This window comes from Serratia sp. B501, from assembly GCF_051172315.1.
GTDB classification, from domain to species: domain Bacteria; phylum Pseudomonadota; class Gammaproteobacteria; order Enterobacterales; family Enterobacteriaceae; genus Serratia; species Serratia ureilytica.
The window spans coordinates 69,564-90,371 of the sequence record NZ_JBPIZB010000001.1 but is presented as its reverse complement, the minus strand read 5'-3'; the positions used below and the strand labels follow the sequence as shown (position 1 = coordinate 90,371).

The following is a 20,808-nucleotide window of genomic DNA, read 5'->3' as shown; positions in this document are numbered from 1 at the left end:
TAGGCAGGAAAAACGATCCCCATCGATCCCCTGTTCCGTGCCGTCCCCCCCGCCCCCACGCTGCATGCTTAACAATTCACTTTTTATGCAGTAGGAAAAAGGCGCTAAAGCCTTGTCTGGTGCGGTCTTGAGGGGTGATTAGGTATGCAATGAACTATGCGGATTGTTGCACTTAGGATATGCGGTGTTTTTTTGGCAAAGAATCACTTTCGATCTCTGCAAAAACCGCGTTTGCGGGTTGAGTGCCGACATTGAGCATGGCGGGCGACTTGGCGTTATCCTGCCACGTCACATTTTAATTTTCAACAGCCGTGTGACGCGACATTTTAATGAAAAAAAACGCCTGTGACATGTCACAGTAGCGCACGGATAAAAAATGCAACATGAATAGCGCCGCATAAGAATGCAAAAACCGCCTTTCGGCGGTTCACATTACACACATCAGCCACTAACTTAATAAGCTAGTAACTTATTGGTCATTCTTGAGTAGTTCATACGGGTTGAAGCTGATCACTTCCTCCCCTACCCAGTCGTTTAGCTCGCAAAGGCGCTCCTGCAACGGGGCCAGCTCATTAATCGCAAATACCCGCGCGGCCTTTTCCACATCCCCGAATCCGCCGGTGTTATTCGGCAAAATCCCCATCAACTGCGGCGGCGTGCGCTGGGACGCTAACTGATCGTCGCGCGTCACGTTCTTGATGTTCAAAAACTCATCTTTCGCTGCCACTTCGGCGAGCGGGATCAGCTGCAAGCCGTCCGGCTTACCGCCAGGCGCATACATGAACAGATTGCGGAAGTTGCCAGGCCCTTTCGATTCCTTCAGCGCTTTGCGCAGGTTGTCGATATCCTCCTGTTTGTGCGCGGCATCGTTCATGTACAGGATAAAGCCGGCATGGCTGCCGTTGAGGTAGTATTTCCGGCGAAACAGCGTTGCGGCCTCGTTCAGCCAGATGGAGTTAAGCGAGGAAAGATATTCAGGAACGCCGTAGATCTCCTGATTAATGTCCGGGTCAAGCAGGTGGAAAATGGTGCCATCTTCAAACTGATGCGGCTCCGCCCACGATTGCACGAACCAATAAGAATCAGTATTGACGCCGCGCCGGGTATATTTCGCCAGGCTGGGAACCAGCTTCATTATCCCGCCGAGGCGGTTGTAACGCGCCTCCATAAAGCTGTTGCCGAACACCATGAAATCCTGCGCATAGCGGCTGAAATCCTGCTTTGACAGCAGCCGGTGGGGCTTGAACATGCTCACTAAGATGTTGCGCTTCATCGTGATCGGTGAACTGTGATGAACCGCCGCGCGGAACGTCTTCGCCAGGCCGTTGAACGAGATAGGCGGTTCATACCAGCGATCGACGACGCAGCACTCCAGATAATCCAGAATTTCGCGCCGATCCAGCATCGGGATCGGGTCGCCGAAGGTGAACGCCTCGACGTGTTGCGCGCCAGTCTGTTTTTGTGTCGTCGGCTGGGCGTGCTTGCGGCCCCGGTTGCGCTTGCTCATTTAGTAGATCTCCATAAAACCTGTATTGCTACCGGTTGCCCCTTCGAGCGGTTCATTGAATAAGGCGTGCATGACGGCCCAGGCCACATCGCCGTGGCTGACGCCTTCGGCGCGGCTGGTGACATAGGTTGCCCGGCGGCCGGTAGCCGTCATTTGCTTGCGGATGGACATAAACGCCTGGGCGATATCCAGCGCGCCGGCATCAAACTCCAGGCGGCCGGAGCGGATCACGTCGCGGGCCTTCAGCACGAGGTCAGTTTTCATTTCCAGGCTGTAGTTGATGGCGTTCACCGCAGGGAAGAATTGGCGCACCAGTTGCGACACCGCGCGGCCCAGGCCGGTGTTGTCGATACCGATATAGCTCACGTTGTAACGTTCGGTCAGCGCCTTGATGTTGCGGGCCTGCGCCGCAAAATCCATCCCGCGCCACTGATGGCGCTCCAGCACCCGGAATTTTCCGCCGGCAACCAGCGGCGGCAGGATGACCGCGCACCCGGCGCTGTCGCCATCTTCAGAGCTGGCAGGGTCATAACCGATCCAGACTTCGCGCGAGGCTACCGGGCGCAACGCAAACGGCTTAACGTCCGTCCAGTGCTCCCAGCTGTCCACCATGCAGCGCTGCATTTCGCCCATCGGGAAGACGGACGATGTATCGTCGATGAAGTTGCACATGAACAGGTTGTCAAAATCTTCATCGCTGTTTTCCTCGCGCAGCTCGTCGAGGTCAAACAGGTCGCAGCCGCCGCGCAACGCATCTTCAATGTTGACGATCTGGCGGAATTGCTTGTCCTCGCAGAGCACGCCGCCGGCCAGGCGTTTATAGCTAACGTCAATTTCACGGCGGCGATCCTTGGATTTCCCCTTGTTGAAGAACGTGCCATTCCAGAAGGAATAGGCCTCATGCGTCATGCTCGACGGGGTGGAAAAGTAGGTCGAACGGTAGCGGGTTTGCGACGCCATACCCGATGCGGCGCGGCGCAGTTTCTTGAAGCCGGGGATCCAGAAATATTCATCCAGATACAGATTGCCGGGCCGGCCCTGGGCGGTGTTGGAGTTGGTGCCGAGGAAATGCAATTCCGCCGCGTTTGGCAGGATGATGGTTTCCCCACGCAGTTCCACATCGACCTCTTGCGCAAAGGCGGTGATGTAGTTTTTGAACTGGTGCGCCTGCGCCTTGGATGCGGAAACAAACATCTGATTGCGCCCCGTGTCCAGGGCGTCGATCAGGGCTTCGCGTGCAAAATAGTACGTCGCGCCGATCTGGCGCGATTTCAGGATGTTGCGGATACGAAAATCTTTTGACAGCCCCGCCTCATACCAGCGCCGCTGATATGCAAACATCTGTTCGAGAAAGATTTCTTTCAGCCGGGCATGCTGTTCGTCGGTGAAAACGTTCTTTTGCGTGCGCTGGCGAGGCCCGGCGTTTCGGCTCCCAATGTTGGGATTGAGATCGGCCTCATTGCCGCCGCCGTTGTATTTGCCGATGCGTGCGTGCCGTTCCGCCTGGCGCGCCAGCAGGTCAATTTCCTTGAGGTCGCGCCCTTCTTTCTCCGGCTTCAGTATCAGCTGGCAATAGCGTGCGGCGGTGGTGATCTGCATCTGATCGAGCGGGCCGTAATCGTCCCACTTGTCGCGGCGTTTCCAACTGTGTACCGTGACGGGATTCTCCCCGATCATTTCGGCGATGCGAGTGACGCGAAGCCCCTGCCAATACAGGTACATGGCCTGACGGCGGGGATCAAGATCGGTGCTGATAGTAATAGCGCTCATGCTTTATCGGCCTGAATTTCAACGTTTCAATACCGAAAGGCTACCTACGCGCCACAACCAACACCCCTAAAGCGCCTTGTGCCATCGACCACACAAAGCCGCCGCGTTGTCCCGCCATCCCGCCCCAGCCAACATAGGCCAAACACGGCCAATCCCGGCCCATCTGCTGACTGATCGGGGCTTACCCATGCCAATATCAAAATTTTTCCGCGTCGCCGTTGAAGGCGCGACCAGTGACGGCCGCAAAATCGAACGCCGTCATATCGAAGAAATGGCGGAAACGTTCTCGCCAGCATTCCGCCCGGCGCGCGCCAACCTTGAGCACTACCTGAGCATTTTCCCAAACAGCGATTTTAAGGCCCAGGGCGACGTCGTCGCGTTGAAGGCGCAGGAAATCACATCCGGCCAATTGAAAGGCAAGCTGGCGCTGCTGGCGCAGGTCGATGCGACGGATGGGCTGGTGAAGCTGAACAACGATCGGCAAAAAATTTACACCAGTATCGAGTATTACCCGCAATTTGCCGACACCGGTAAAGCCTATCTGACCGGGCTGGCGTTTACCGACAATCCGGCGTCGCTGGGTAGTGAAGTCATGAAATTCACCGCCAACAACCTGGCCGAAACCAGCGGATTGCACTTCGGGGCGATGGAAGAAACCGTGATGGAATTTGACGCGCCAGAAACCGACAAACCGAACCTTCTGACCCAAATCAAGACCATGTTCAGCAAAAAACAGCACTCCGATGACGGCCGTTTTTCCGACGTTCATCAGGCGGTGGAATTTGTCGCTGAACGCCAGCAAGGGCTTGAAACCAAAATCGAAGCATTTTCCGGCCTGAAAACCACCGTCGAATCGCTGGAAAGCCAGCTGAAAGACGCGAAAACCGAGCTTTCCGAGCTGAAAACCACCCTCAGCACTTCTGACCGTTCTACCCATCGCCGCGACCTGTCTACCGGCAGTGGCGATAGCGTCTTAACCGACTGCTGACGGACTAACGGCGAAAACAGGCATCGCATCGACATAAACGACCGGAACAAGGAACAATCAATGAAACCGAATACCCGCAAGCAATATAAAATGCTGCTGAGCCAGGTCGCGAACCTGAACCACATCGAACCTGAAGACGTAGCCGCAAAATTCACCGTTGATCCGACGGTAACGCAGCGTCTGGAAGACAAGATTCAGGAAAGCAGCAGCTTTCTGAAACAGATCAACATCATTCCCGTTGACGAACAGAGCGGCTCTAAAGTCGGTCTGGGCATTGACCGCCCTATCGCCAGTACGACCAATACCGACGACAAAGAACGTGAACCGATGGATCCAAGCAGCCTGGACGAAGTGGGCTATGTGTGTACCCAGACCAACTTTGACACCGCGCTGAAATATTCCAAGCTGGACGCCTGGGCCAAGTTCAAAGACTTCCAGATCCGTATTCGCAACCAGATCGTGAAGCGCCAAGGCCTCGACCGCATCATGATCGGCTGGAACGGCATCAGCCGGGCTAAAACCTCGGATATCACCGTCAATAAGCTGTTACAGGACGTTAACATCGGCTGGTTGCAGAAAGTTCGCAAAGGTGCGCCAGAGCAGGTGATGGATAAGGTGCTGGGCGAGGACGGCAGCGTCGTGTCGGAAAAAATCCGCATCGGTATCGATGGCGACTATCACAACCTCGATGCACTGGTCATGGATGCCGTCAACGAGCTGATCGCGCCCTGGTTCCAGGACGACACCGAGCTGGTCGCCGTTGTCGGCCGTTCCCTGTTGGCGGACAAATATTTCCCGCTCGTCAACCAGGAACAGCCAAACACTGAAGCCCTGGCCGCCGATATCATTATCAGCCAGAAGCGGCTGGGCGGCTTGCAGGCGGTGCGTGTTCCGTCCTTCCCTGACAACACCATTTTCATCACCCGACTGGATAACCTGTCGATCTACTGGCAAGACGGCACGCGCCGCCGCCACATCATCGACAACCCGAAACGCGACCGCATCGAAAACTACGAGTCCGTCAACGAAGCCTATGTCGTTGAAGACTACGAGGGCGTGGCGCTGATCGAAAATATCCAGATCCTGAAAGCGAAAGCCCCAGCGCCAACCGGCCAGCAGCCAGAGCAGCAGCCAACGGAAAACCAGGAGGGCTAATCCATGAGCAGCCCGGCACGCAGACACAAGCACTACATTGCCGCGCAGCAGTCCGCCTCACTGGATGAGGCGGCCAGCCTGAGCCATCTGGGCAACTATGACCTGCTGCTGTTCAAGATGCAGCAGGATCTGGCGCGGCTGAGCGGCGTCGAGTCCCACGAAACCAAAGCCGAGTTGAAGCGCGGCATGCTGCCTACCTATATGCCGTGGGTGGCCGGTGTGCTGCAAAGCGACGCAGGCCGGCAGGATGCGATCCTGATGCGTGTGCTGGTCTGGTTTCTGGATATTGGCAACCTGGAATATGCCCTTGATATCGGCGAGTACGCCATTCGGCACGATCTGGTTGCGCCCGACGGTTTCGACCGCTCGACCAGTTGCCTGCTCGCTGAAGAGATCGCCGCCGCTGCACAGCGCGATCTTTCCGCCGGCCGGCCACTGAACACGGCGCAGCTGCAACGCGCGCATCAACTGCTGGCAAATCAGGACATGCCCGATCGGGTGAAAGCCCGTCTGTTCAAGTTTGTTGGCTATGCATTGCGACAGGACGGCGACGCCGTGCTGGCACTGGACATGCTGAAAAAAGCCCTGCTGAAAGATGAAAACTCCGGCGTAAAAACGGATATCAAGCAGCTGGAAAAAGTCATTCAGGCAGGAAGTTAACCGAATCGCCCCCGGCGAGGGCGGCACGGGAGCCGCGACAGGTTTAAACCGCATCAACGCTCCCGTCCACCGCCCACCTACAGGAAAACGTATGGTCAGCATCGCAATAGAACCCGCACCCGGCGACAAGAAACCCAGCAACGCGCTGGAAATCGACATCGCCAAGCAGCCGACGCCGCCGGCCAGCACCGTCATCAAAAATACGGAATTTTGGCCGGATATCGACCTGAAACAGTACCGCGAAGACATGCGGCAGGACGGCACCATCACCCAGCCGCGTCTGCTTGAGGCGGCGCGGAACGCCATCAACGAAGTCAACGATCGGCTGGCAGGCTGGCGCAAGCAGCAACAGCGCGCGGGCTACAGCGAACTGGAACAGGTTCCCGCCGATCACCTGGACGACGAGAGTACCCGCGTGCAGCTGTATCGCCGCGCCGTGTTCTGCCTGACTCAGGCCAGCGTTACCGAGCGTTTTCGCAGCTTCGATGCCACAGCATCCGGTTCAAAGCGCGCCGACGCTATCGAACCGTCGATCGATGATCTCCGCCGCGATGCAGATTGGGCCATCAATGACCTGCAATCGCTGCCGCGCATGACGGTAGAGCTGATCTGATGAAGGTGTATGCACACCAGGGTGACACCGTTGATGCGCTGTGCCAGCGCTATTACGGCAAGACGCAGGACGTGACCGAGCAAGTATTGCTGAATAATCCAGGTCTGGCAGACCAGGGGCCGATATTGCCGCACGGCTACCCGGTCGACATGCCGGACATTGTTCAATCCGAATCGGTTCAGACCCTGCAACTGTGGGATTAATCCCAGCGCGCGGGAGGTGGAGAATGAAACTCATGACTGAAAAGATTGCCGCCGGTATTAACTATTGCATTGCCGGCGGCTTATGCACTGGCGGGCTGATCGACTGGTTTCGCCACGTTGACTGGAATCAGGTAGCCGTGATCGGCGGTTTTCTCCTGGGCCTGATCACCTATCTCACGCAGACCTATTTCGACTGGCGGCGCACGCGGGCCTATGAGAAAGGCGTCAGCGCCGGGATCATTACCGAGCCGCCGGCGAAACGCGGGCTTTTTAATAAGGAAGCCGATTAATGGCAATGTCATCTGCCCTGCGTAAAAAGCTGTTCGGTGCTGCCGGCACTGGCGCGCTGGCGATCGCCACGTTGATGATCCCGGAGCTTGAGGGCGTCAGATTTGAACCCTATCGCGACGTGGCCGGCGTGCTGACCGTATGTTACGGCCATACCGGGGCCGATATCGTGCCGGGCAAGCGCTACACCCAGGCGGAATGCAAGGCAATTCTGGACAAAGACCTGATCCCCTTTGCGCGATCGGTCAATCGTTCGGTAAAAGTGCCGGCGACAGAGTACCAAAAAGCCGCCCTGATCAGTTTCAGCTATAACGTGGGCGTCAGCGCCTTTGAGCGCTCGTCCCTGCTGCGCAAGCTGAACGCCGGCGACTATGCCGGCGCATGCGACGGCCTGCGCCAGTGGATTTATGCCGGCGGTAAGCCGTGGAAAGGCTTAATGAATCGCCGCGATATTGAACACGAGGTCTGCACCTGGGGGCAGAAATGACCCGCCTGACCGCCTGCGCCACGCTGATCGCGCTTTGTGCGCTGGCGTTTCTGGTTTACAGCAATCAGGGGCTGCGCCAGGAACGCGAAACGTTGCAACGCGACAACAAGAGACTGGCCGGCCAGATCGAGTGGCAGAATAAAACACAAATAGCCGTCGCCACTATCGACGAAAACCGAAGCCGAGAGCTGACCGATGCAAAAAATAAAATTGATGATCTGCAACGCGATATTGATGCTGGCCGCCGCCGGCTGCGCCTCAACGCCTCATGCCCGACCTCCGGCACCGCCGGCATGGTTGATGCAACCGCCGCCCGACTTACTGACGCCGCTCAACGGGATTATTTCACCCTCAGAAAGCGAATAGAAACCGCCAATAGCCAGATCGCCGGGCTGCAAGACTACATTCGCGACGTCTGCCTGACGCAACCGTAGGAGCTGCCATGTTAAAACCCGACTCCCTGCGCGCCGCCCTGGGCGACGCCGTCAATCACATCAGAGAAAACCCTGATTTCCTGCGTATTTTTATTGATAAGGGCACGATTTACAGCACCTTCGCCCCGTCGCTGTCGTTTGAGTATCAATACACCCTCAATATGATCGTGACCAACTACGCCGACGACGCCAATCTGTTGATCGTCCCTATTCTGCATTGGCTACGCACCAATCAGCCGGACATTATGGCGAACCCGGACAAGCGCGGCGACGGCTTCACCTTCGAGGCGGATTTCTTGAATAACGGGGTGAGGGATATCAGCATTGATCTGAAACTGACGGAGCGCGTGATCGTCAAAGAGGAGAACGGCAAGCTGCACGTCAGCCACGTCGAGGAACCGCCACCGCCGCCGAATAACGTCACCGAGTTTGAAATCTGGATGCAGGGCCGGAAGGTGGCAGCATGGGCCGCTTAGATGATTTCCAGACGCTGGACGATACCCTTTCTGTCTTGCTCCAACAGCTTTCCCCGCAGTCGCGGCGCGTATTCACGCGCCAAGTGGCGAAAGAATTGCGCCAGCGCCAGCAAAAGCATATTCAAGAGCAAAAAAACCCGGACGGATCCCCCTACGTTCCGCGCAAGAGCAAGCGCCGGGACAAACAGGGACGCATCCGCCGCAAGATGTTCACGCGCTTGCGCACCGCGCGCTTTATGAAAACGGAATCCGGCCCCGATGAAGCCGCCGTCACCTTCGCCGCCGGCGTGACGAATTTGTCCGCCGTCCACCATTACGGCCTGCGTGATAAAGTCAGCCGGAACGGCCCGACAGTGCGCTATGAGCGCCGGCAACTGCTCGGCTTTACTGACGACGATATCGAATGGATCAAGGATCTGGCCTTGACCCACATAGCCAAATAACTACATCCCCGCCGCCTTGTGCCAGCGATGGCACAAGGCGCATCGCATGCCCCCCGCGCCCGCACGCGTCACACTGGCGGTATGAATGCAATCCTCACTGAACTACGCCGCCGCCTGGCTAACATTGTGCGCATCGGCACCGTGTCCGACGTGGATACGGCGAAAGGCTTATGCCGCGTATTAACCGGCGCAAATGAAACCGACTGGCTGAACTGGCTGACGCTGCGCGCCGGCCGGGTGCGCTGCTGGTCGGCCCCGTCGGTGGGCGAACAAGTGATCGTGTTGAGCATTTTCGGTGAGCTGACCACCGGCTTTGTGCTGCCGGCTGTGTTCTCCGACCAGCACCCTGCACCATCCGCTTCACCTGACGCCGTCCGCATTGATTTTCCCGACGGCGCAGTCATTGAGTACGAGCCGGAAAACAGCACGCTAACGGCGCGCGGCATGAAATACGCCGATATCCAGGCCGCTGAGAAAATCAGCGCCACGTCAAACGTCGTCGTCGTTACCGCCAGCCAGATGATCACGCTGGATGCGCCCGTCGTGGAATGCACAAACAAGCTGATCGCCGGATCGCTGCTGCTGAAGTACGGCGGCGAGATGTACGGCAACATCACCCACACCGGCGGAGGCTTTAACTCCAACGGCGTGATCGTCCATCTGCATTATCACGGCAACGTGCAGAACGGCGGCGGCAACACCGGGGGGCCAACATCATGATGTATCTCGGCATGAACCGTAACAGCGGCGAGTCTATCAGCGAGATCGACCACATCCGCCAGTCTGTCAGCGACATTTTGATCACCCCCGTCGGTAGCCGCGTCATGCGTCGCAAATACGGCTCGCAGCTGTCGGCCCTGATCGACCAGCCGCAAAATCCGGCGCTCAAGCTTCAGATGATGGCCGCTGTTTATGGTGCGGTGCTGCGCTGGGAAGACCGCATATCCCTGACCGCCGTCAACATCACATCGAACATGGACGGGGAAATGGTTGTTGACCTGGTCGGCAACCGAACCGATACCGCCGGCCGCGTTCAATTTTCATTACCGATCAGGGGGCAATAATGGCGACGATTGACCTGAGTCAGCTACCCCGCCCCAATGTCATTGAAGAACTGGACTATGAAACGCTCTTTGATGCGCGTAAAGAGCGATTGATCAGCCTGTACCCGGAGGAAGAACGGGAAGCAGTGCGCCGCACGCTGGGCTATGAGTCCGAGCCGATCGTCAAAGTCCTGCAAGAATCCGCCTACCGTGAAGTTTTGTTGCGCCAGCGCGTCAATGAGGCGGCGCAGGCCGTAATGGTGGCCTACGCCATGAGCAGCGACCTCGACCAACTGGCCGCAAACAACGACGTGAAGCGATTGGTGATCGATCAGGGTGATCCGGGTGCTGTCCCACCCGTACCGCCGACGATGGAAAGCGATGCCGACCTGCGCCAGCGCGTCCCCGCCGCCTTCGAAGGTATGAGCGTCGCCGGCCCGACCGGGGCCTATGAATTTCATGCGCAGAGCGCTGACGGCAAAGTCGCCGACGCCTCGGCGATCAGCCCTGCGCCGGCAGAAGTCACCATCAGCGTGCTATCCCGCGACGGCGACGGCACAGCATCGCCGGAACTGCTCGCCGCCGTCAGCGCCGCGCTGAATGACGAGGAAGTCCGCCCGGTGGCCGACCGCCTGACCGTGCAGTCTGCAAAAATTGTTAACTATCAAATTGATGCCACGCTCTACGTTTACCCCGGCCCGGCGATTGAGCCGATCATGGCCGATGCCGAACTGCGTCTAAAAAACTACATCAACGAGCAGCGCCGGCTGGGCCGCGATATTCGGCTATCAGCCATCTATGCCGCCCTGCATACCCAGGGCGTGCAGCGCGTTGAACTGGCCGCGCCGCTCGCTGACGTGGTGCTAGATCGTACTCAGGCCGCCAACTGCACCGATTACCACATCAGGATCGGCGGTTCAGATGAATAGCCTGTTGCCGCCTGGTTCATCGCAGCTTGAGCGGCGAGCAGCGGAGGCGTGCGCGGGCATCAGCGATCTGAACGTCCCGCTGCGTGACCTGTGGAACCCGGCGCGCTGCCCGGTAAAGTTTTTGCCCTATCTGGCCTGGGCGTTTTCGGTAGACCGCTGGGACGAGAAATGGACGGCGGCAGAGAAGCGCAAGGCCGTGACGGATGCCTTTTACATACATCGCCGAAAGGGAACGGTTGCCGCCATCCGGCGTGTCATTGAGGCAATGGGCTATTCAATGTCGATCGCCGAGTGGTGGGAAATCGCCGACCCGCGCGGCACGTTCCGTCTCACCATCGACGTGAACGACGTCGGGATCACTGACGAAATCGTCCGTGAGCTTGAGCGTTTGATCGGTGACGCAAAACCAGTCAGCAGGCATATCAACGGGATCAACATCCAGACGAGAACATCAGGCCACATTTTTTCAGCCGCCTGTGGATACATGGGCGAAATACTGACCGTGTACCCAGCAGGCTATCGCCCAAATCCCGTCAGCCGATATGACGGCACGCTGAGTTACAACGGGCAAGTTTCTTTCACCGGGGAGCAGTATGACCAAAATCAATGAGCAATCACTCTGGGTGTCGGATATCTACCAGATTGACAGGGCCGACACTGTCGAAGGCGGGGAAAGCGGCGTCGCCAATATCCAGGCCCGGCAGCTTGCCGACCGCACCACCTTCTTACGTAACCAGGCTGACGCGCTGGCCGGTATGGCATTACTCGGCGAAGGGCCGTACACCAGCGCAGCCCAGGCGCAGGCAGATATTACCGCCGGCCGTATCCCGTTAGGGACAAAATTTGGTGTTCGCTCCACGGTTTCCGGTCAGTGGGTGCAGGAATATCAAAACGTCGACGGCGTGGCGACGCCAACGGGTGAATGGCTACCGAGCGGCAAAGGGCTGACGGATGCCGTTGACAGTATCAAGCGCAAGGTGCGCAACGTACCATCCCGGCTGGCCGGGCTGCCGCCCGAGTTTACGGCCGGTGTTCGGGCGCCGTCCGGGCGCGTTGCGCCATTCCTCGATAAAAAAGGCCGTTTGTGCTGGATTGACGGCCGCCGGCGAGGGCGCGCACAGCTGGCCGCCGCCGAATCAGAGTTGCCGGCGCGCTTCATGTATAAGTCGCTGCCGGTCGCGCTGCCGGATGGCGCGGTATGCACGCGCATCTATCTGAACAAAAAGCGCCAGATCACCGAGGCGTACACGCAGGACGGCGCGCACTATATCGCCACCGACAAAGGGCTAAAGCGCATCGCTGGCGATACGCAGGCACCGGCAAAGAACATCAACTACAGCAGCTCGTCCGCCGGCGGCGTGTGCGGTATCACCCGCACGCGGCTCTCTGTCGATCCTGATCCTAACATTTGCTACATCATCGTTATCTGGGGGCAGAGCCTGGCGCAGGGCTGGAACACAATGAACGGCGACGTTTTGATCGCCACCGACCCGCTCTATCCGGATCAATGCTGGATGTTCAAGTCAAGCCGTGGCGCGGGCAAGGAAAACCCCAACCGAGGCAGCGCGCCGATCAGCGAGCTGGAACCGCTGCGGGAAACCATTAACAGCGGCTGGAAAGAGACGGCAGCAAGCAGCATGGCCGCCCACGTAGTCAGCGAAGTGGAAAAACAGACCGGCCACCGTATCCGCACGCTGTCATTCATTGCGGCAGAAGGCGGCAAACCGTACATGGAACTGACCAAGGGCACGCAGACCTGGCAGGCGCTGATCCAGGGGCTGATCGATGCGCGGGATATTTGCGACCGGAACGGCTGGAAACCGGTATTCCTGGCCGTCGACGTGATGGCCGGTGAGTCTGACAGCGATCAGGTGACGTTTATGACGACCGAGCGCTACAGCCGACAGTTGCAGCAGTTTGATGGCAATATCCAGGCCGAGGCGCGCCGTATTTTCAATCAGTCAGCCAATGTGCCGATCATCATCTCGCAAAGCGCGTTCACACCCACCTCGCGCAAAATCTGGGATCAGCCTGTGCGCCAGGCGCAATTTGATGTTGATGGGATCGGTAATCTGCGCCTGGCCGGGCCGGTTTACCCTCACCCGTCCGGTGACACCATCCACATCAACTCGCTCGGCCAGAACCGACGCGGCCAGGCTGTGGCGCGCGCCATTGTGTGGGAGTGTTTCGGCACCGGCTGGCGCACCGTTCGCCCAACCGGCTACGTCTGGAAGTCCGACACCGTGTTTCAGTTAACGCATGAAGTCCCACGGCCACCGCTGGTGATTGACAGGACGGACGAGGTGATCAAGACAGCCGGACTGGGTGCCGGCATGGGCTATGTTTTTGACGACTTCACCGACAGCCCGCCGACCATCACCAGCGTGAAAGTGGTATCCAACACGCTGATTGAAATTGAGCTATCCAAGCCCCCTGCCGGCCCATCGTGCCGCCTGGGGTACGCCATCAAGCGCAATGACGATAACACGTCAAATCAGGACGGGCCGATCATCGGCGCGCGCGGGGTGCTGTGTGACAGCACGGCGCACATTTCGCTTTACGAAAACAAGGCGCACCCGAACTGGTGCCCGGCTTACATCATGAACATGACGAGGTAGAAAAATGCTGGTATTTGAAGGACAAGACGAATTTGAAAACGGCTATCTGCCATCGTATGACCTGACAGAACAGGAAGAAAACATTCTGTACATGGATCCGTCGCTGTGGATCGAATCGACCAGCGGCGTGAATGTCAGCGGGACAAATGTCACGTCAATTGATGACCGTTCCGGCAATGCGTCATGGCTACCGCTGAACCCCAGCGTATTCCCGCGTGTGATCAACTCGGAAAAAGGCACTCCGGTGCTCAATTTCGGGCTGGGCCGTGGCCCGTCAGCACCCGGCGCGGTGCTGGCGGCCGGTGAATACGAAGCCATTCCGCAGCATGGCGTTTTTGTGCTGGCAATGGTTTACCGTATCCCGTTGCGCTTGCAAGGGGGATATCAGGGCACCGGGGGTAATATCCTCGGCAACAACGACACATCACCCAACCTGATGGCCCTGCGCTTTCGCGATGATGCGTACACCGGCACAGCGCTGTGGATGAACCACGGCACTAACTCACCAGTGACGGACAACAACTACCCGCTGAATACGACGTTTGTTGACGATGGGATTTGGCACACGGCCTACATCGAGATCACGCCAGAGCATCACCTGATTGAGATCGACGGCGTATTGCGACAGAAAAAAGCGGTTCCCGCCATTCCGTTCAACACGCCAGCATCACGGCAGCTGATTATCGGCGGTGCCGGTAGTCCATTCAGAAACGGTTTCTTTGGCGATCTCGCTATGATGCTGATCGTGCCGGGGCTGGCGAGTCTGGACGAGCGCGCAATCATCTATGACCGCCTGAACGCCGTCAAAGCGAAGCTGTAAAGGGGGACGTATGCCGATCTACAGCAGCCAATTAACCGCCGCCGGCGAACGGAAGATCGCCGAGGCCATCGCCAACGGCACACGGCTGAACATCACGCACATGACCGTCACCGATGGCGAAACCGAAATGTACCGCGCCGAGGTTAACACGCTGTCCGTGGTGGAAGATGGCGTGCTGTTCGTGGAAATGGTGATCCCTGAAAACGTCGGCGGATTCTGGATCCACGGAACGGCGATTTATGACGACACCGGCGAGCGCATCGCCGATGGCAGTCTGCCGGCAACCTACAAACCGATGCTGGAGGAAGGCTCCGGGCGGATTTCCACGGTGCGCATGCTGCTGCGCGTCAGCAGCACCGAGGCCGTGACGCTGAAGGTGGATCCGTCCGTGGTGCTGGCAACCGTCGAATATGTGAATAACCAGGTGAGGCAGGCCGTACAGCGTGCAAACGACGCCTACGAGCTGGCGCGCCAGAAGGTCACGTTTGATGAAATGTATCCCATCGGCGACGTGAAATTTTTCGCGACGTTCCTCAACCCTAACAAGCAGTGGCCAGGAACGCTTTGGTATTACACCGGCGAAAATAAGTCTATCCGAATCGCTAAAGAAGACGGCTCCGATGTGATGGGAACGGGCGGCGCAGATACGGCGACGCTGAACGTCGGGAACATGCCGAAGCACAACCACGGCGTCAGCGGCCAGGTGGGCGAGTTCGACCACGGCACCAAATGGGCGTCGGAATTTGACCACGGTACGAAATGGACGTCAGAAGGCGGCGATCACGCGCATCAGGGCGGCATGGTGGCCCCGGGTGAGGCGTGGGATGGCGATTACGTCGTCGGTTCGGACAATGACAGCCACCGCACCCGGAACTGGACAAGTCAGAACGGCAAGCACAGTCACACCGTCGATATTGGCAAGCACAATCACACGGTAAACATTGGTAAGCACAGCCACAGCCTCGAAATAACATCTGCCGAGGTCGGCGGCGGCCAGGCATTCAGCATTGTTGAAAGTCATATCAAGCTAATGTGCTGGTATCGCGCCGCATAAAAACGCCCTGCATGGCAGGGCTTTATTTTTACGGCAAATACCGTCATTGTAATCACCATCCATCCTGCCGCGCTGATTGGCGCGCCACCTTGTGCCAGCCACCACACAAAGCCCACCGCATGCATTAACCGCGCACCGCCGCCACCATAGGGGAACACCGTTACAGGAGATCCGCCTAATGGCTCAAGACTATCACCACGGCGTGCGCGTGCAGGAAATCAACGAAGGCACCCGCACCATCACCACTGTCAGCACCGCCATCGTCGGTATGGTCTGTACCGGTGACGACGCCGACGCAAAAGCATTCCCGTTAAACACCCCTGTGCTAATTACCGACGTCCTGACCGCCAGCGGCAAGGCCGGCGAAACCGGCACCCTCGCCCGCTCGCTGGATGCCATCGCCAATCAGGCAAAGCCCGTCACTGTTGTGGTGCGTGTCGCCCAGGGCGAAACCGAAGCCGAGACGACAACCAATATCATCGGCGGCGTGACCACCGAGGGCAAGAAAACCGGCATGAAAGCCTTGCTCGCCGCACAAAGCCAGCTTGGCGTTAAACCCCGCATTCTGGGTGTGCCGGGCCACGATAACGAGGCGGTTGCTTCCGAATTACTGGCCGTGGCGCAAAGCCTCCGCGCCTTCGCCTACCTCAGCGCCTATGGTTGTAAGACGGTATCCGAGGCGATCGACTACCGCAAAAACTTCAGCCAGCGCGAAGCTATGTTGATTTGGCCGGATTTCCTGAGCTGGGATACCACGACCAATGCATCCGCAACCGCGTTTGCAACAGCCCGCGCGCTCGGGCTGCGCGCCAAGTTGGATCAGCAGGTCGGCTGGCACAAAACCCTGTCCAACGTCGGCGTTAACGGCGTGACCGGTATCAGCGCCGACGTCTATTGGGATTTGCAGGATACGGCCACCGATGCCAACCTGCTGAACCAAAATGACGTTACCACGCTGATCCGAAAAGACGGATTTCGCTTCTGGGGGTCGCGCACCTGCTCCGATGATCCGCTGTTCCAGTTTGAAAACTACACCCGCACCGCGCAAGTGCTGGCCGACACGATGGCCGAGGCGCAGATGTGGGCAGTAGATCAGCCGCTGCACCCTTCCCTTGCAAAAGACATTATCGAGGGCATCAACGCCAAATTCCGCGAGCTGAAAAACGGCGGTTACATCGTTGACGGGAATTGCTGGATTGATGAAGCGGCCAACCATAAGGACGTCCTGGCATCCGGCAAGCTGGTGCTGGATTACGATTACACGCCTGTGCCGCCGCTCGAAAACCTGCTGCTGCGCCAGCGCATCACCGATCAGTATCTGATGAACTTCACTCAGAACGTGAACAGTTAAGGGGGACGCGATGGCCTTACCACGCAAACTGAAGTACCTGAATCTGTTCAATGACGCCAACAGCTACCAGGGCGTTATTGAAGAAATCACCCTGCCGAAGCTGACGCGAAAGCTTGAAGCATTCCGGGGCGGCGGCATGAACGGCAGCGCCAGCGTTGATCTGGGGCTGGATGATGGCGCACTGGATGCCGAGATCACTCTTGGCGGCATTGAGGCGCAGATTTACAAGCAATGGGGCATCGCCAAAGTTGACGGCGTACTCCTGCGCTTTGCCGGTTCATTCCAGCGTGACGACACCGCCGAGATCATTGCCGTCGAAGTGGTCATGCGCGGGCGTTTCTCCGAGTTTGATCATGGCAACTATAAGCAGGGCGACAACACGCAGACCAAGCTGAGCGCCAAAAACACCTATTTCAAGCTGACATGGGACGGCAGCGTCCTGATGGAAATCGACACCGTGAACATGGTCGAGATCGTTGATGGCGTTGACCGCCTGGCGGAGCACCGCCGCGCCATCGGCTTGTAATCGCCTGCTGACAGGTATTTCATGCGGCCCGCAGGGGCCGCCTAAACAGCACCAATCATTAGGATAACGTGATGAAAGAAAAACAGACGACAGACGGCGCAGAACTGGCGACCAACCAGCCGATCACCCTTGACGTTCCGATCGTGCGCGGCACTACGCAGATCACCGAAGTGACCGTCAACAAGCCGAATTCCGGCGCGCTGCGCGGCACCCGTTTGCAGGCACTGATCGAAACCGACGTCGATTCCCTGATCAGAGTATTGCCGCGTATCACCACGCCGAACCTGACGGCGGCCGAGGTTGCCAACCTCGATCCGGCTGACCTTTATCAGCTGTCGCAAGCTGTGGCGATTTTTTTCTTACCGAGTTCGGTCAGGTCAGATTTCCTGAACATCTGACAGTAGAAGATCTGACGGCGGATATTGCCGCCGTCTTCCATTGGCCGCCGACCGTCACCGACTCAATGCCGCTGGCCGAGCTGCTGGAGTGGCGGCATAAAGCCATAATCCGCAGTGGGGCAAGTGATGAGTGACAAAAACCTCCGATTGCAGGTTTTACTGAGCGCGGTCGATAAAGTCACCCGCCCGTTTAAATCCATGCAGGCCAGCAATAAAGCGCTGGCCGCTTCTGTTAAAGCCACCAAAGACCAATTAAAACAGCTGGATAATCAGGCTGGGAAAATTGACGGTTTCCGTAAGACAAAAGCCCAGGTAGCCGCCGCCGCTCAGGCGCTAAGCACTGCCCGCGATAAAGCGCGCAATCTGGCTATCGCCATGAAATCAACGGAAACCCCGACGGCGAAGCAGGCGCGCCAATTTCAGAAGGCCAGGGAGGAAGCGGCCCGCCTTCAGCAAAAATATTCCGATCTCCGGCTGTCACTGCAAAACCAGCGCACCGCACTGCAAAACAGCGGCATGGCGACTAACCGACTTGGTGAGGCCCAGCGATCGCTGCGCGCCAATATCAGCGGGACAACCGGCGCACTTGCAGCACAGCAGCGAAGACTTGAGCAGCAGGCCCAGCAGCAAAAACGGCTGAATGCTGCGCGCCATCAATTCGACGAGAGTAATCAGCGAAAAGTTATGGCTGCCGGGGTGGGTTACACCTCGATGGCCACCGGGCGCGCGATGGGCCGCGGGCTGGCCAATGCCTTGCACGTCGGTTATGACTTTGACGCGATGATGAGCAAAACACAGGCTGTAACGCGTATCCCGTCCAAGTCAGATCCCGCAATGATGGCTATGCGCCATCAGGCGAGAACCCTGCCGCTATCGTCAAAATTTACCGATCTCCAGGTTGCCGAGGGGCAATACTTCCTCGGGAGGACGGGTTATTCTCCGGAGCAGGTATTGAAAGCCATGCCGGGGATGCTGAATCTGGCATCGGCCGGCGACATTGACCTGGGCACGACAGCCGATATTGCGTCAAACATTCAAACCGCGATGGGGATCCCAGCGGAAAAAATGGACAGAGTGGCGGATGTGCTTACCGCGCTGTTCACACGGAACAACGTTGATATTCCGATGCTGGGCGAGTCATTGAAATATTCCGCCGGCGTCGGCCGCGAATATGGGCAAAGCCTGGAAACCGTTTCAGCCGCCACGGCGATCATGGGGAACGCGGGCATTCAAGGTAGCCAAGCTGGTACAGCAATGCGCGCTATTCTCAGCAGAATTGGCAACAGCCCCACCGTCAGAAAACTAGGCGTCGAAACCAAAGACAAAGACGGCAATATGCGCGACCTGGTCGATATTTTGAAAGATATCGACAAGAAGACGTCAAAAATGGGGAACGTCGATCGCGGTAAGATTTTCAAAGATATTGCCGGCATGTATGCGGTCACTGGATTCGGTGAGTTGATGCGTGCGGTATCAGATGGCAAGCTGCAAAAAATGCGCGGCGCGCCGGGCGAGTATGATGGCGAGGCCGCGCGCGTCTCCGGCACCATGCTGGATAACATGAAAGGCGACATGACGATGCTGCATGCCGCCCTGGAAAATATCAGCGTTGAACTGTTTGAAAAAAACGACGCCTGGCTACGAAAAACGGCCAAAGGCATCAGCAACGTTTTGCACGGCGTTGCTGAGTTTTTAAAAGCGCACCCCAACATAAGCGCCGCCATTGTTAAGATAGGGGCAGCAGCCGCTATTGCAACGACCGTTTTCGGTACGCTGGCGATCGCCGTAGTCGGGCTGCTCGGCCCGTTTGCCCTGCTCCGGTTCAGCACCCGCATGTTAGGTATTCGCCTGCTGCCTAACCTCTCACTCAGCATGCTGAAATTCGCCAGTACGACGCCTATCACTAAAAAGCAAGTCGGGAGCTTCAGCCGTTCATTACTTGAAGCAGGGAAAAGCGCGCTGACATTCACTAAGCAAGGCTTAGGGAACGCCAGCCGCGCAGTGATGACATTTGCATCATCACCACTACAGACAGCCGCCAAGGGGATGAAAGGAGTTGGGCGCGTATTTACCTGGCTGGCAACCTCACCACTGAGATTCCTCCGCTTCGCCCTCGGCGGCTTGGCGAGTATGTTCGGCATTCTACTCAGCCCGCTGGGACTGATTGCGGCCGCGATCGTCGGCGCTGGTGTGCTGATTTACAAATACTGGAAGCCTATCAAGGCGTTTCTCGGCGGTGTTGTCGAAGGATTCAAAAGCGCCGCCGCACCGATCAAAGACGCTTTTGCACCATTGATGCCAGTATTCAACTGGATCGGCGACAAGGTTAAAGCGTTGTGGGGCTGGTTCACAGATTTGCTGACGCCAGTGAAATCGACAAAAGACAATTTGGAAAGCGCGGCATCGGCCGGGAAGACCTTCGGCGAATTTCTGGCGGCAGGCATTGAGATGGCGCTAACCCCACTGAAACTGCTGACGGACTCAATCAAGTGGGTACTGGATAAGCTGGACGAAATTAAAGTACGGTCGGCAGAAACGCGCAAACTGGCGCAGGAAAACCCGGCTGTTGCCGCCGCAGCCCGCCGCGCTGGTGTCATGATGACGCCAGGGCCGACAGGAAATTCAGCTGATGCAATACGCTATCGCTACACCGGAGAGCATGACAACGGCGGCCGTATCCCGCTGGGTAAATTCGGCATTGTCGGAGAGTATGGGCCGGAAATCGTCAGTGGGCCGGTAAACGTCACCAGCCGCCGAAACACCGCAGCAATGGCCGCCGTTGCCGCCCTGTTCATGAATGGTGCAACAGCAGCAGACGCCCCGCTACACCCACACAGCCTGGCCGGGAACCAATATCGCTCCGCCGGTAGCGCATCATATCAGCGTACCAATGCGCCAATTGTCGAGATCCACGCGCCGATAACCATCAATCCGCAGCCAGGACAGAGCGCGTTGGATATCGCGCGGGAAGTTGCCAGACAACTTGACGCGAGAGAACGGCAGGCGCGCGCCAAGGTGAACAGCAGTTACAACGATTTCGAGTGA

The 20,808-nt window shown here is 57.8% G+C and carries 24 protein-coding genes; 22 read left to right on the top strand and 2 right to left on the bottom strand.

The genetic code is table 11. The features are described from left to right. Window positions 1–469: 469 nt before the first annotated feature. Window positions 470–1,507 carry a phage portal protein gene (locus ACSBQV_RS00515; protein WP_434991395.1) on the bottom strand — a complete coding sequence of 346 codons (1,038 nt, stop codon included), beginning with the start codon at window positions 1,505–1,507 and terminating at the stop codon, window positions 470–472. Beyond that, a complete protein-coding gene (locus tag ACSBQV_RS00510) occupies window positions 1,508–3,277 on the bottom strand; it encodes a terminase large subunit domain-containing protein (protein WP_197835447.1) in 1,770 nt (589 codons plus the stop codon). 187 nt (window positions 3,278–3,464) lie between these two features. Between ACSBQV_RS00510 and ACSBQV_RS00505 the strand changes: the two genes are divergently transcribed. From ACSBQV_RS00505 to ACSBQV_RS00400, 22 genes are all read left to right on the top strand, one after another. Then, window positions 3,465–4,265 carry a GPO family capsid scaffolding protein gene (locus ACSBQV_RS00505; RefSeq protein WP_434991394.1) on the top strand — a complete coding sequence of 267 codons (801 nt, stop codon included), beginning with the start codon at window positions 3,465–3,467 and terminating at the stop codon, window positions 4,263–4,265. Window positions 4,266–4,325: 60 nt separating this feature from the next. Continuing rightward, entirely contained in the window at window positions 4,326–5,420 is a 1,095-nt protein-coding gene (locus ACSBQV_RS00500; RefSeq protein WP_434991393.1) for a phage major capsid protein, P2 family, read from the top strand. Between the two features lie 3 nt (window positions 5,421–5,423). Beyond that, on the top strand, window positions 5,424–6,080 hold the full coding sequence (gene gpM / locus ACSBQV_RS00495) for a phage terminase small subunit (protein ID WP_060428442.1): 657 nt from the start codon (window positions 5,424–5,426) through the stop codon (window positions 6,078–6,080). Window positions 6,081–6,171: 91 nt separating this feature from the next. Beyond that, window positions 6,172–6,693: a head completion/stabilization protein gene (locus ACSBQV_RS00490; protein WP_080431102.1), complete on the top strand. Its 522-nt coding sequence runs from the start codon at window positions 6,172–6,174 to the stop codon at window positions 6,691–6,693. Beyond that, window positions 6,693–6,896: a tail protein X gene (locus ACSBQV_RS00485; RefSeq protein ID WP_033654167.1), complete on the top strand. Its 204-nt coding sequence runs from the start codon at window positions 6,693–6,695 to the stop codon at window positions 6,894–6,896. The genes ACSBQV_RS00490 and ACSBQV_RS00485 overlap by 1 nt, the downstream gene beginning before the upstream one ends. Before the next feature lie 23 nt (window positions 6,897–6,919). Further along, a complete protein-coding gene (locus ACSBQV_RS00480) occupies window positions 6,920–7,186 on the top strand; it encodes a phage holin (protein ID WP_099817110.1) in 267 nt (88 codons plus the stop codon). After that, window positions 7,186–7,671 (top strand): lysozyme, encoded by a 486-nt coding sequence (locus ACSBQV_RS00475; protein ID WP_099817109.1) that lies wholly within the window; start codon window positions 7,186–7,188, stop codon window positions 7,669–7,671. The genes ACSBQV_RS00480 and ACSBQV_RS00475 overlap by 1 nt, the downstream gene beginning before the upstream one ends. After that, a complete protein-coding gene (locus ACSBQV_RS00470) occupies window positions 7,668–8,105 on the top strand; it encodes a lysis protein (RefSeq protein ID WP_434991392.1) in 438 nt (145 codons plus the stop codon). Before ACSBQV_RS00475 ends, ACSBQV_RS00470 begins: the two co-directional genes overlap by 4 nt. 8 nt (window positions 8,106–8,113) lie before the next feature. Further along, window positions 8,114–8,581: a phage tail protein gene (locus ACSBQV_RS00465; protein WP_308341351.1), complete on the top strand. Its 468-nt coding sequence runs from the start codon at window positions 8,114–8,116 to the stop codon at window positions 8,579–8,581. Next, the gene (locus ACSBQV_RS00460; RefSeq protein WP_060428432.1) at window positions 8,569–9,024 is read left to right on the top strand and encodes a phage virion morphogenesis protein; all 456 of its coding nucleotides are present in this window, start codon (window positions 8,569–8,571) and stop codon (window positions 9,022–9,024) included. Before ACSBQV_RS00465 ends, ACSBQV_RS00460 begins: the two co-directional genes overlap by 13 nt. An 81-nt stretch (window positions 9,025–9,105) precedes the next feature. Then, window positions 9,106–9,744, top strand: a complete 639-nt coding sequence (locus ACSBQV_RS00455; protein WP_434991391.1) for a phage baseplate assembly protein V — start codon at window positions 9,106–9,108, stop codon at window positions 9,742–9,744. Then, window positions 9,741–10,088: a GPW/gp25 family protein gene (locus ACSBQV_RS00450; RefSeq protein WP_049187581.1), complete on the top strand. Its 348-nt coding sequence runs from the start codon at window positions 9,741–9,743 to the stop codon at window positions 10,086–10,088. The genes ACSBQV_RS00455 and ACSBQV_RS00450 overlap by 4 nt, the downstream gene beginning before the upstream one ends. Then, the gene (locus tag ACSBQV_RS00445; protein ID WP_049187580.1) at window positions 10,088–10,996 is read left to right on the top strand and encodes a baseplate assembly protein; all 909 of its coding nucleotides are present in this window, start codon (window positions 10,088–10,090) and stop codon (window positions 10,994–10,996) included. The genes ACSBQV_RS00450 and ACSBQV_RS00445 overlap by 1 nt, the downstream gene beginning before the upstream one ends. Beyond that, window positions 10,989–11,606 carry a phage tail protein I gene (locus ACSBQV_RS00440; RefSeq protein ID WP_308385966.1) on the top strand — a complete coding sequence of 206 codons (618 nt, stop codon included), beginning with the start codon at window positions 10,989–10,991 and terminating at the stop codon, window positions 11,604–11,606. Before ACSBQV_RS00445 ends, ACSBQV_RS00440 begins: the two co-directional genes overlap by 8 nt. Then, complete coding sequence (locus ACSBQV_RS00435; RefSeq protein ID WP_434991390.1) at window positions 11,590–13,614, top strand: hypothetical protein; 2,025 nt, start codon at window positions 11,590–11,592, stop codon at window positions 13,612–13,614. Before ACSBQV_RS00440 ends, ACSBQV_RS00435 begins: the two co-directional genes overlap by 17 nt. Window positions 13,615–13,618: 4 nt before the next feature. Further along, a complete protein-coding gene (locus ACSBQV_RS00430) occupies window positions 13,619–14,434 on the top strand; it encodes a hypothetical protein (RefSeq protein WP_434991389.1) in 816 nt (271 codons plus the stop codon). A 10-nt stretch (window positions 14,435–14,444) separates the two neighbouring features. Continuing rightward, a complete protein-coding gene (locus tag ACSBQV_RS00425) occupies window positions 14,445–15,488 on the top strand; it encodes a phage tail-collar fiber domain-containing protein (protein WP_434991388.1) in 1,044 nt (347 codons plus the stop codon). 178 nt (window positions 15,489–15,666) lie between these two features. Beyond that, window positions 15,667–16,839, top strand: coding sequence for a phage tail sheath protein (locus ACSBQV_RS00420; protein WP_166729800.1), 1,173 nt, complete (start codon window positions 15,667–15,669; stop codon window positions 16,837–16,839). A 10-nt stretch (window positions 16,840–16,849) separates the two neighbouring features. Then, the gene (locus ACSBQV_RS00415) at window positions 16,850–17,365 is read left to right on the top strand and encodes a phage major tail tube protein (protein ID WP_033654182.1); all 516 of its coding nucleotides are present in this window, start codon (window positions 16,850–16,852) and stop codon (window positions 17,363–17,365) included. A 71-nt stretch (window positions 17,366–17,436) separates the two neighbouring features. Then, window positions 17,437–17,763, top strand: a complete 327-nt coding sequence (locus ACSBQV_RS00410; RefSeq protein ID WP_434991387.1) for a phage tail assembly protein — start codon at window positions 17,437–17,439, stop codon at window positions 17,761–17,763. Between the two features lie 11 nt (window positions 17,764–17,774). Further along, window positions 17,775–17,897, top strand: coding sequence for a GpE family phage tail protein (locus tag ACSBQV_RS00405; protein WP_072008420.1), 123 nt, complete (start codon window positions 17,775–17,777; stop codon window positions 17,895–17,897). Further along, window positions 17,890–20,808 (top strand): phage tail tape measure protein, encoded by a 2,919-nt coding sequence (locus tag ACSBQV_RS00400; protein ID WP_434991386.1) that lies wholly within the window; start codon window positions 17,890–17,892, stop codon window positions 20,806–20,808. The genes ACSBQV_RS00405 and ACSBQV_RS00400 overlap by 8 nt, the downstream gene beginning before the upstream one ends.

Coding starts and splice junctions, on each gene's coding strand:
- ACSBQV_RS00435 (WP_434991390.1), top strand. CDS start 11,590: ATGACCAAAATCAATGAGCAATCACTCTGGGTGTCGGATATCTACCAG.
- ACSBQV_RS00505 (WP_434991394.1), top strand. CDS start 3,465: ATGCCAATATCAAAATTTTTCCGCGTCGCCGTTGAAGGCGCGACCAGT.
- ACSBQV_RS00515 (WP_434991395.1), bottom strand. CDS start 1,507: ATGAGCAAGCGCAACCGGGGCCGCAAGCACGCCCAGCCGACGACACAA.
- ACSBQV_RS00480 (WP_099817110.1), top strand. CDS start 6,920: ATGAAACTCATGACTGAAAAGATTGCCGCCGGTATTAACTATTGCATT.
- ACSBQV_RS00420 (WP_166729800.1), top strand. CDS start 15,667: ATGGCTCAAGACTATCACCACGGCGTGCGCGTGCAGGAAATCAACGAA.
- ACSBQV_RS00485 (WP_033654167.1), top strand. CDS start 6,693: ATGAAGGTGTATGCACACCAGGGTGACACCGTTGATGCGCTGTGCCAG.
- ACSBQV_RS00415 (WP_033654182.1), top strand. CDS start 16,850: ATGGCCTTACCACGCAAACTGAAGTACCTGAATCTGTTCAATGACGCC.
- ACSBQV_RS00465 (WP_308341351.1), top strand. CDS start 8,114: ATGTTAAAACCCGACTCCCTGCGCGCCGCCCTGGGCGACGCCGTCAAT.
- ACSBQV_RS00460 (WP_060428432.1), top strand. CDS start 8,569: ATGGGCCGCTTAGATGATTTCCAGACGCTGGACGATACCCTTTCTGTC.
- ACSBQV_RS00440 (WP_308385966.1), top strand. CDS start 10,989: ATGAATAGCCTGTTGCCGCCTGGTTCATCGCAGCTTGAGCGGCGAGCA.
- ACSBQV_RS00410 (WP_434991387.1), top strand. CDS start 17,437: ATGAAAGAAAAACAGACGACAGACGGCGCAGAACTGGCGACCAACCAG.
- ACSBQV_RS00430 (WP_434991389.1), top strand. CDS start 13,619: ATGCTGGTATTTGAAGGACAAGACGAATTTGAAAACGGCTATCTGCCA.
- ACSBQV_RS00425 (WP_434991388.1), top strand. CDS start 14,445: ATGCCGATCTACAGCAGCCAATTAACCGCCGCCGGCGAACGGAAGATC.
- ACSBQV_RS00470 (WP_434991392.1), top strand. CDS start 7,668: ATGACCCGCCTGACCGCCTGCGCCACGCTGATCGCGCTTTGTGCGCTG.
- ACSBQV_RS00400 (WP_434991386.1), top strand. CDS start 17,890: ATGAGTGACAAAAACCTCCGATTGCAGGTTTTACTGAGCGCGGTCGAT.
- ACSBQV_RS00450 (WP_049187581.1), top strand. CDS start 9,741: ATGATGTATCTCGGCATGAACCGTAACAGCGGCGAGTCTATCAGCGAG.
- ACSBQV_RS00455 (WP_434991391.1), top strand. CDS start 9,106: ATGAATGCAATCCTCACTGAACTACGCCGCCGCCTGGCTAACATTGTG.
- ACSBQV_RS00490 (WP_080431102.1), top strand. CDS start 6,172: ATGGTCAGCATCGCAATAGAACCCGCACCCGGCGACAAGAAACCCAGC.
- ACSBQV_RS00475 (WP_099817109.1), top strand. CDS start 7,186: ATGGCAATGTCATCTGCCCTGCGTAAAAAGCTGTTCGGTGCTGCCGGC.
- ACSBQV_RS00445 (WP_049187580.1), top strand. CDS start 10,088: ATGGCGACGATTGACCTGAGTCAGCTACCCCGCCCCAATGTCATTGAA.
- ACSBQV_RS00500 (WP_434991393.1), top strand. CDS start 4,326: ATGAAACCGAATACCCGCAAGCAATATAAAATGCTGCTGAGCCAGGTC.
- gpM (WP_060428442.1), top strand. CDS start 5,424: ATGAGCAGCCCGGCACGCAGACACAAGCACTACATTGCCGCGCAGCAG.
- ACSBQV_RS00510 (WP_197835447.1), bottom strand. CDS start 3,277: ATGAGCGCTATTACTATCAGCACCGATCTTGATCCCCGCCGTCAGGCC.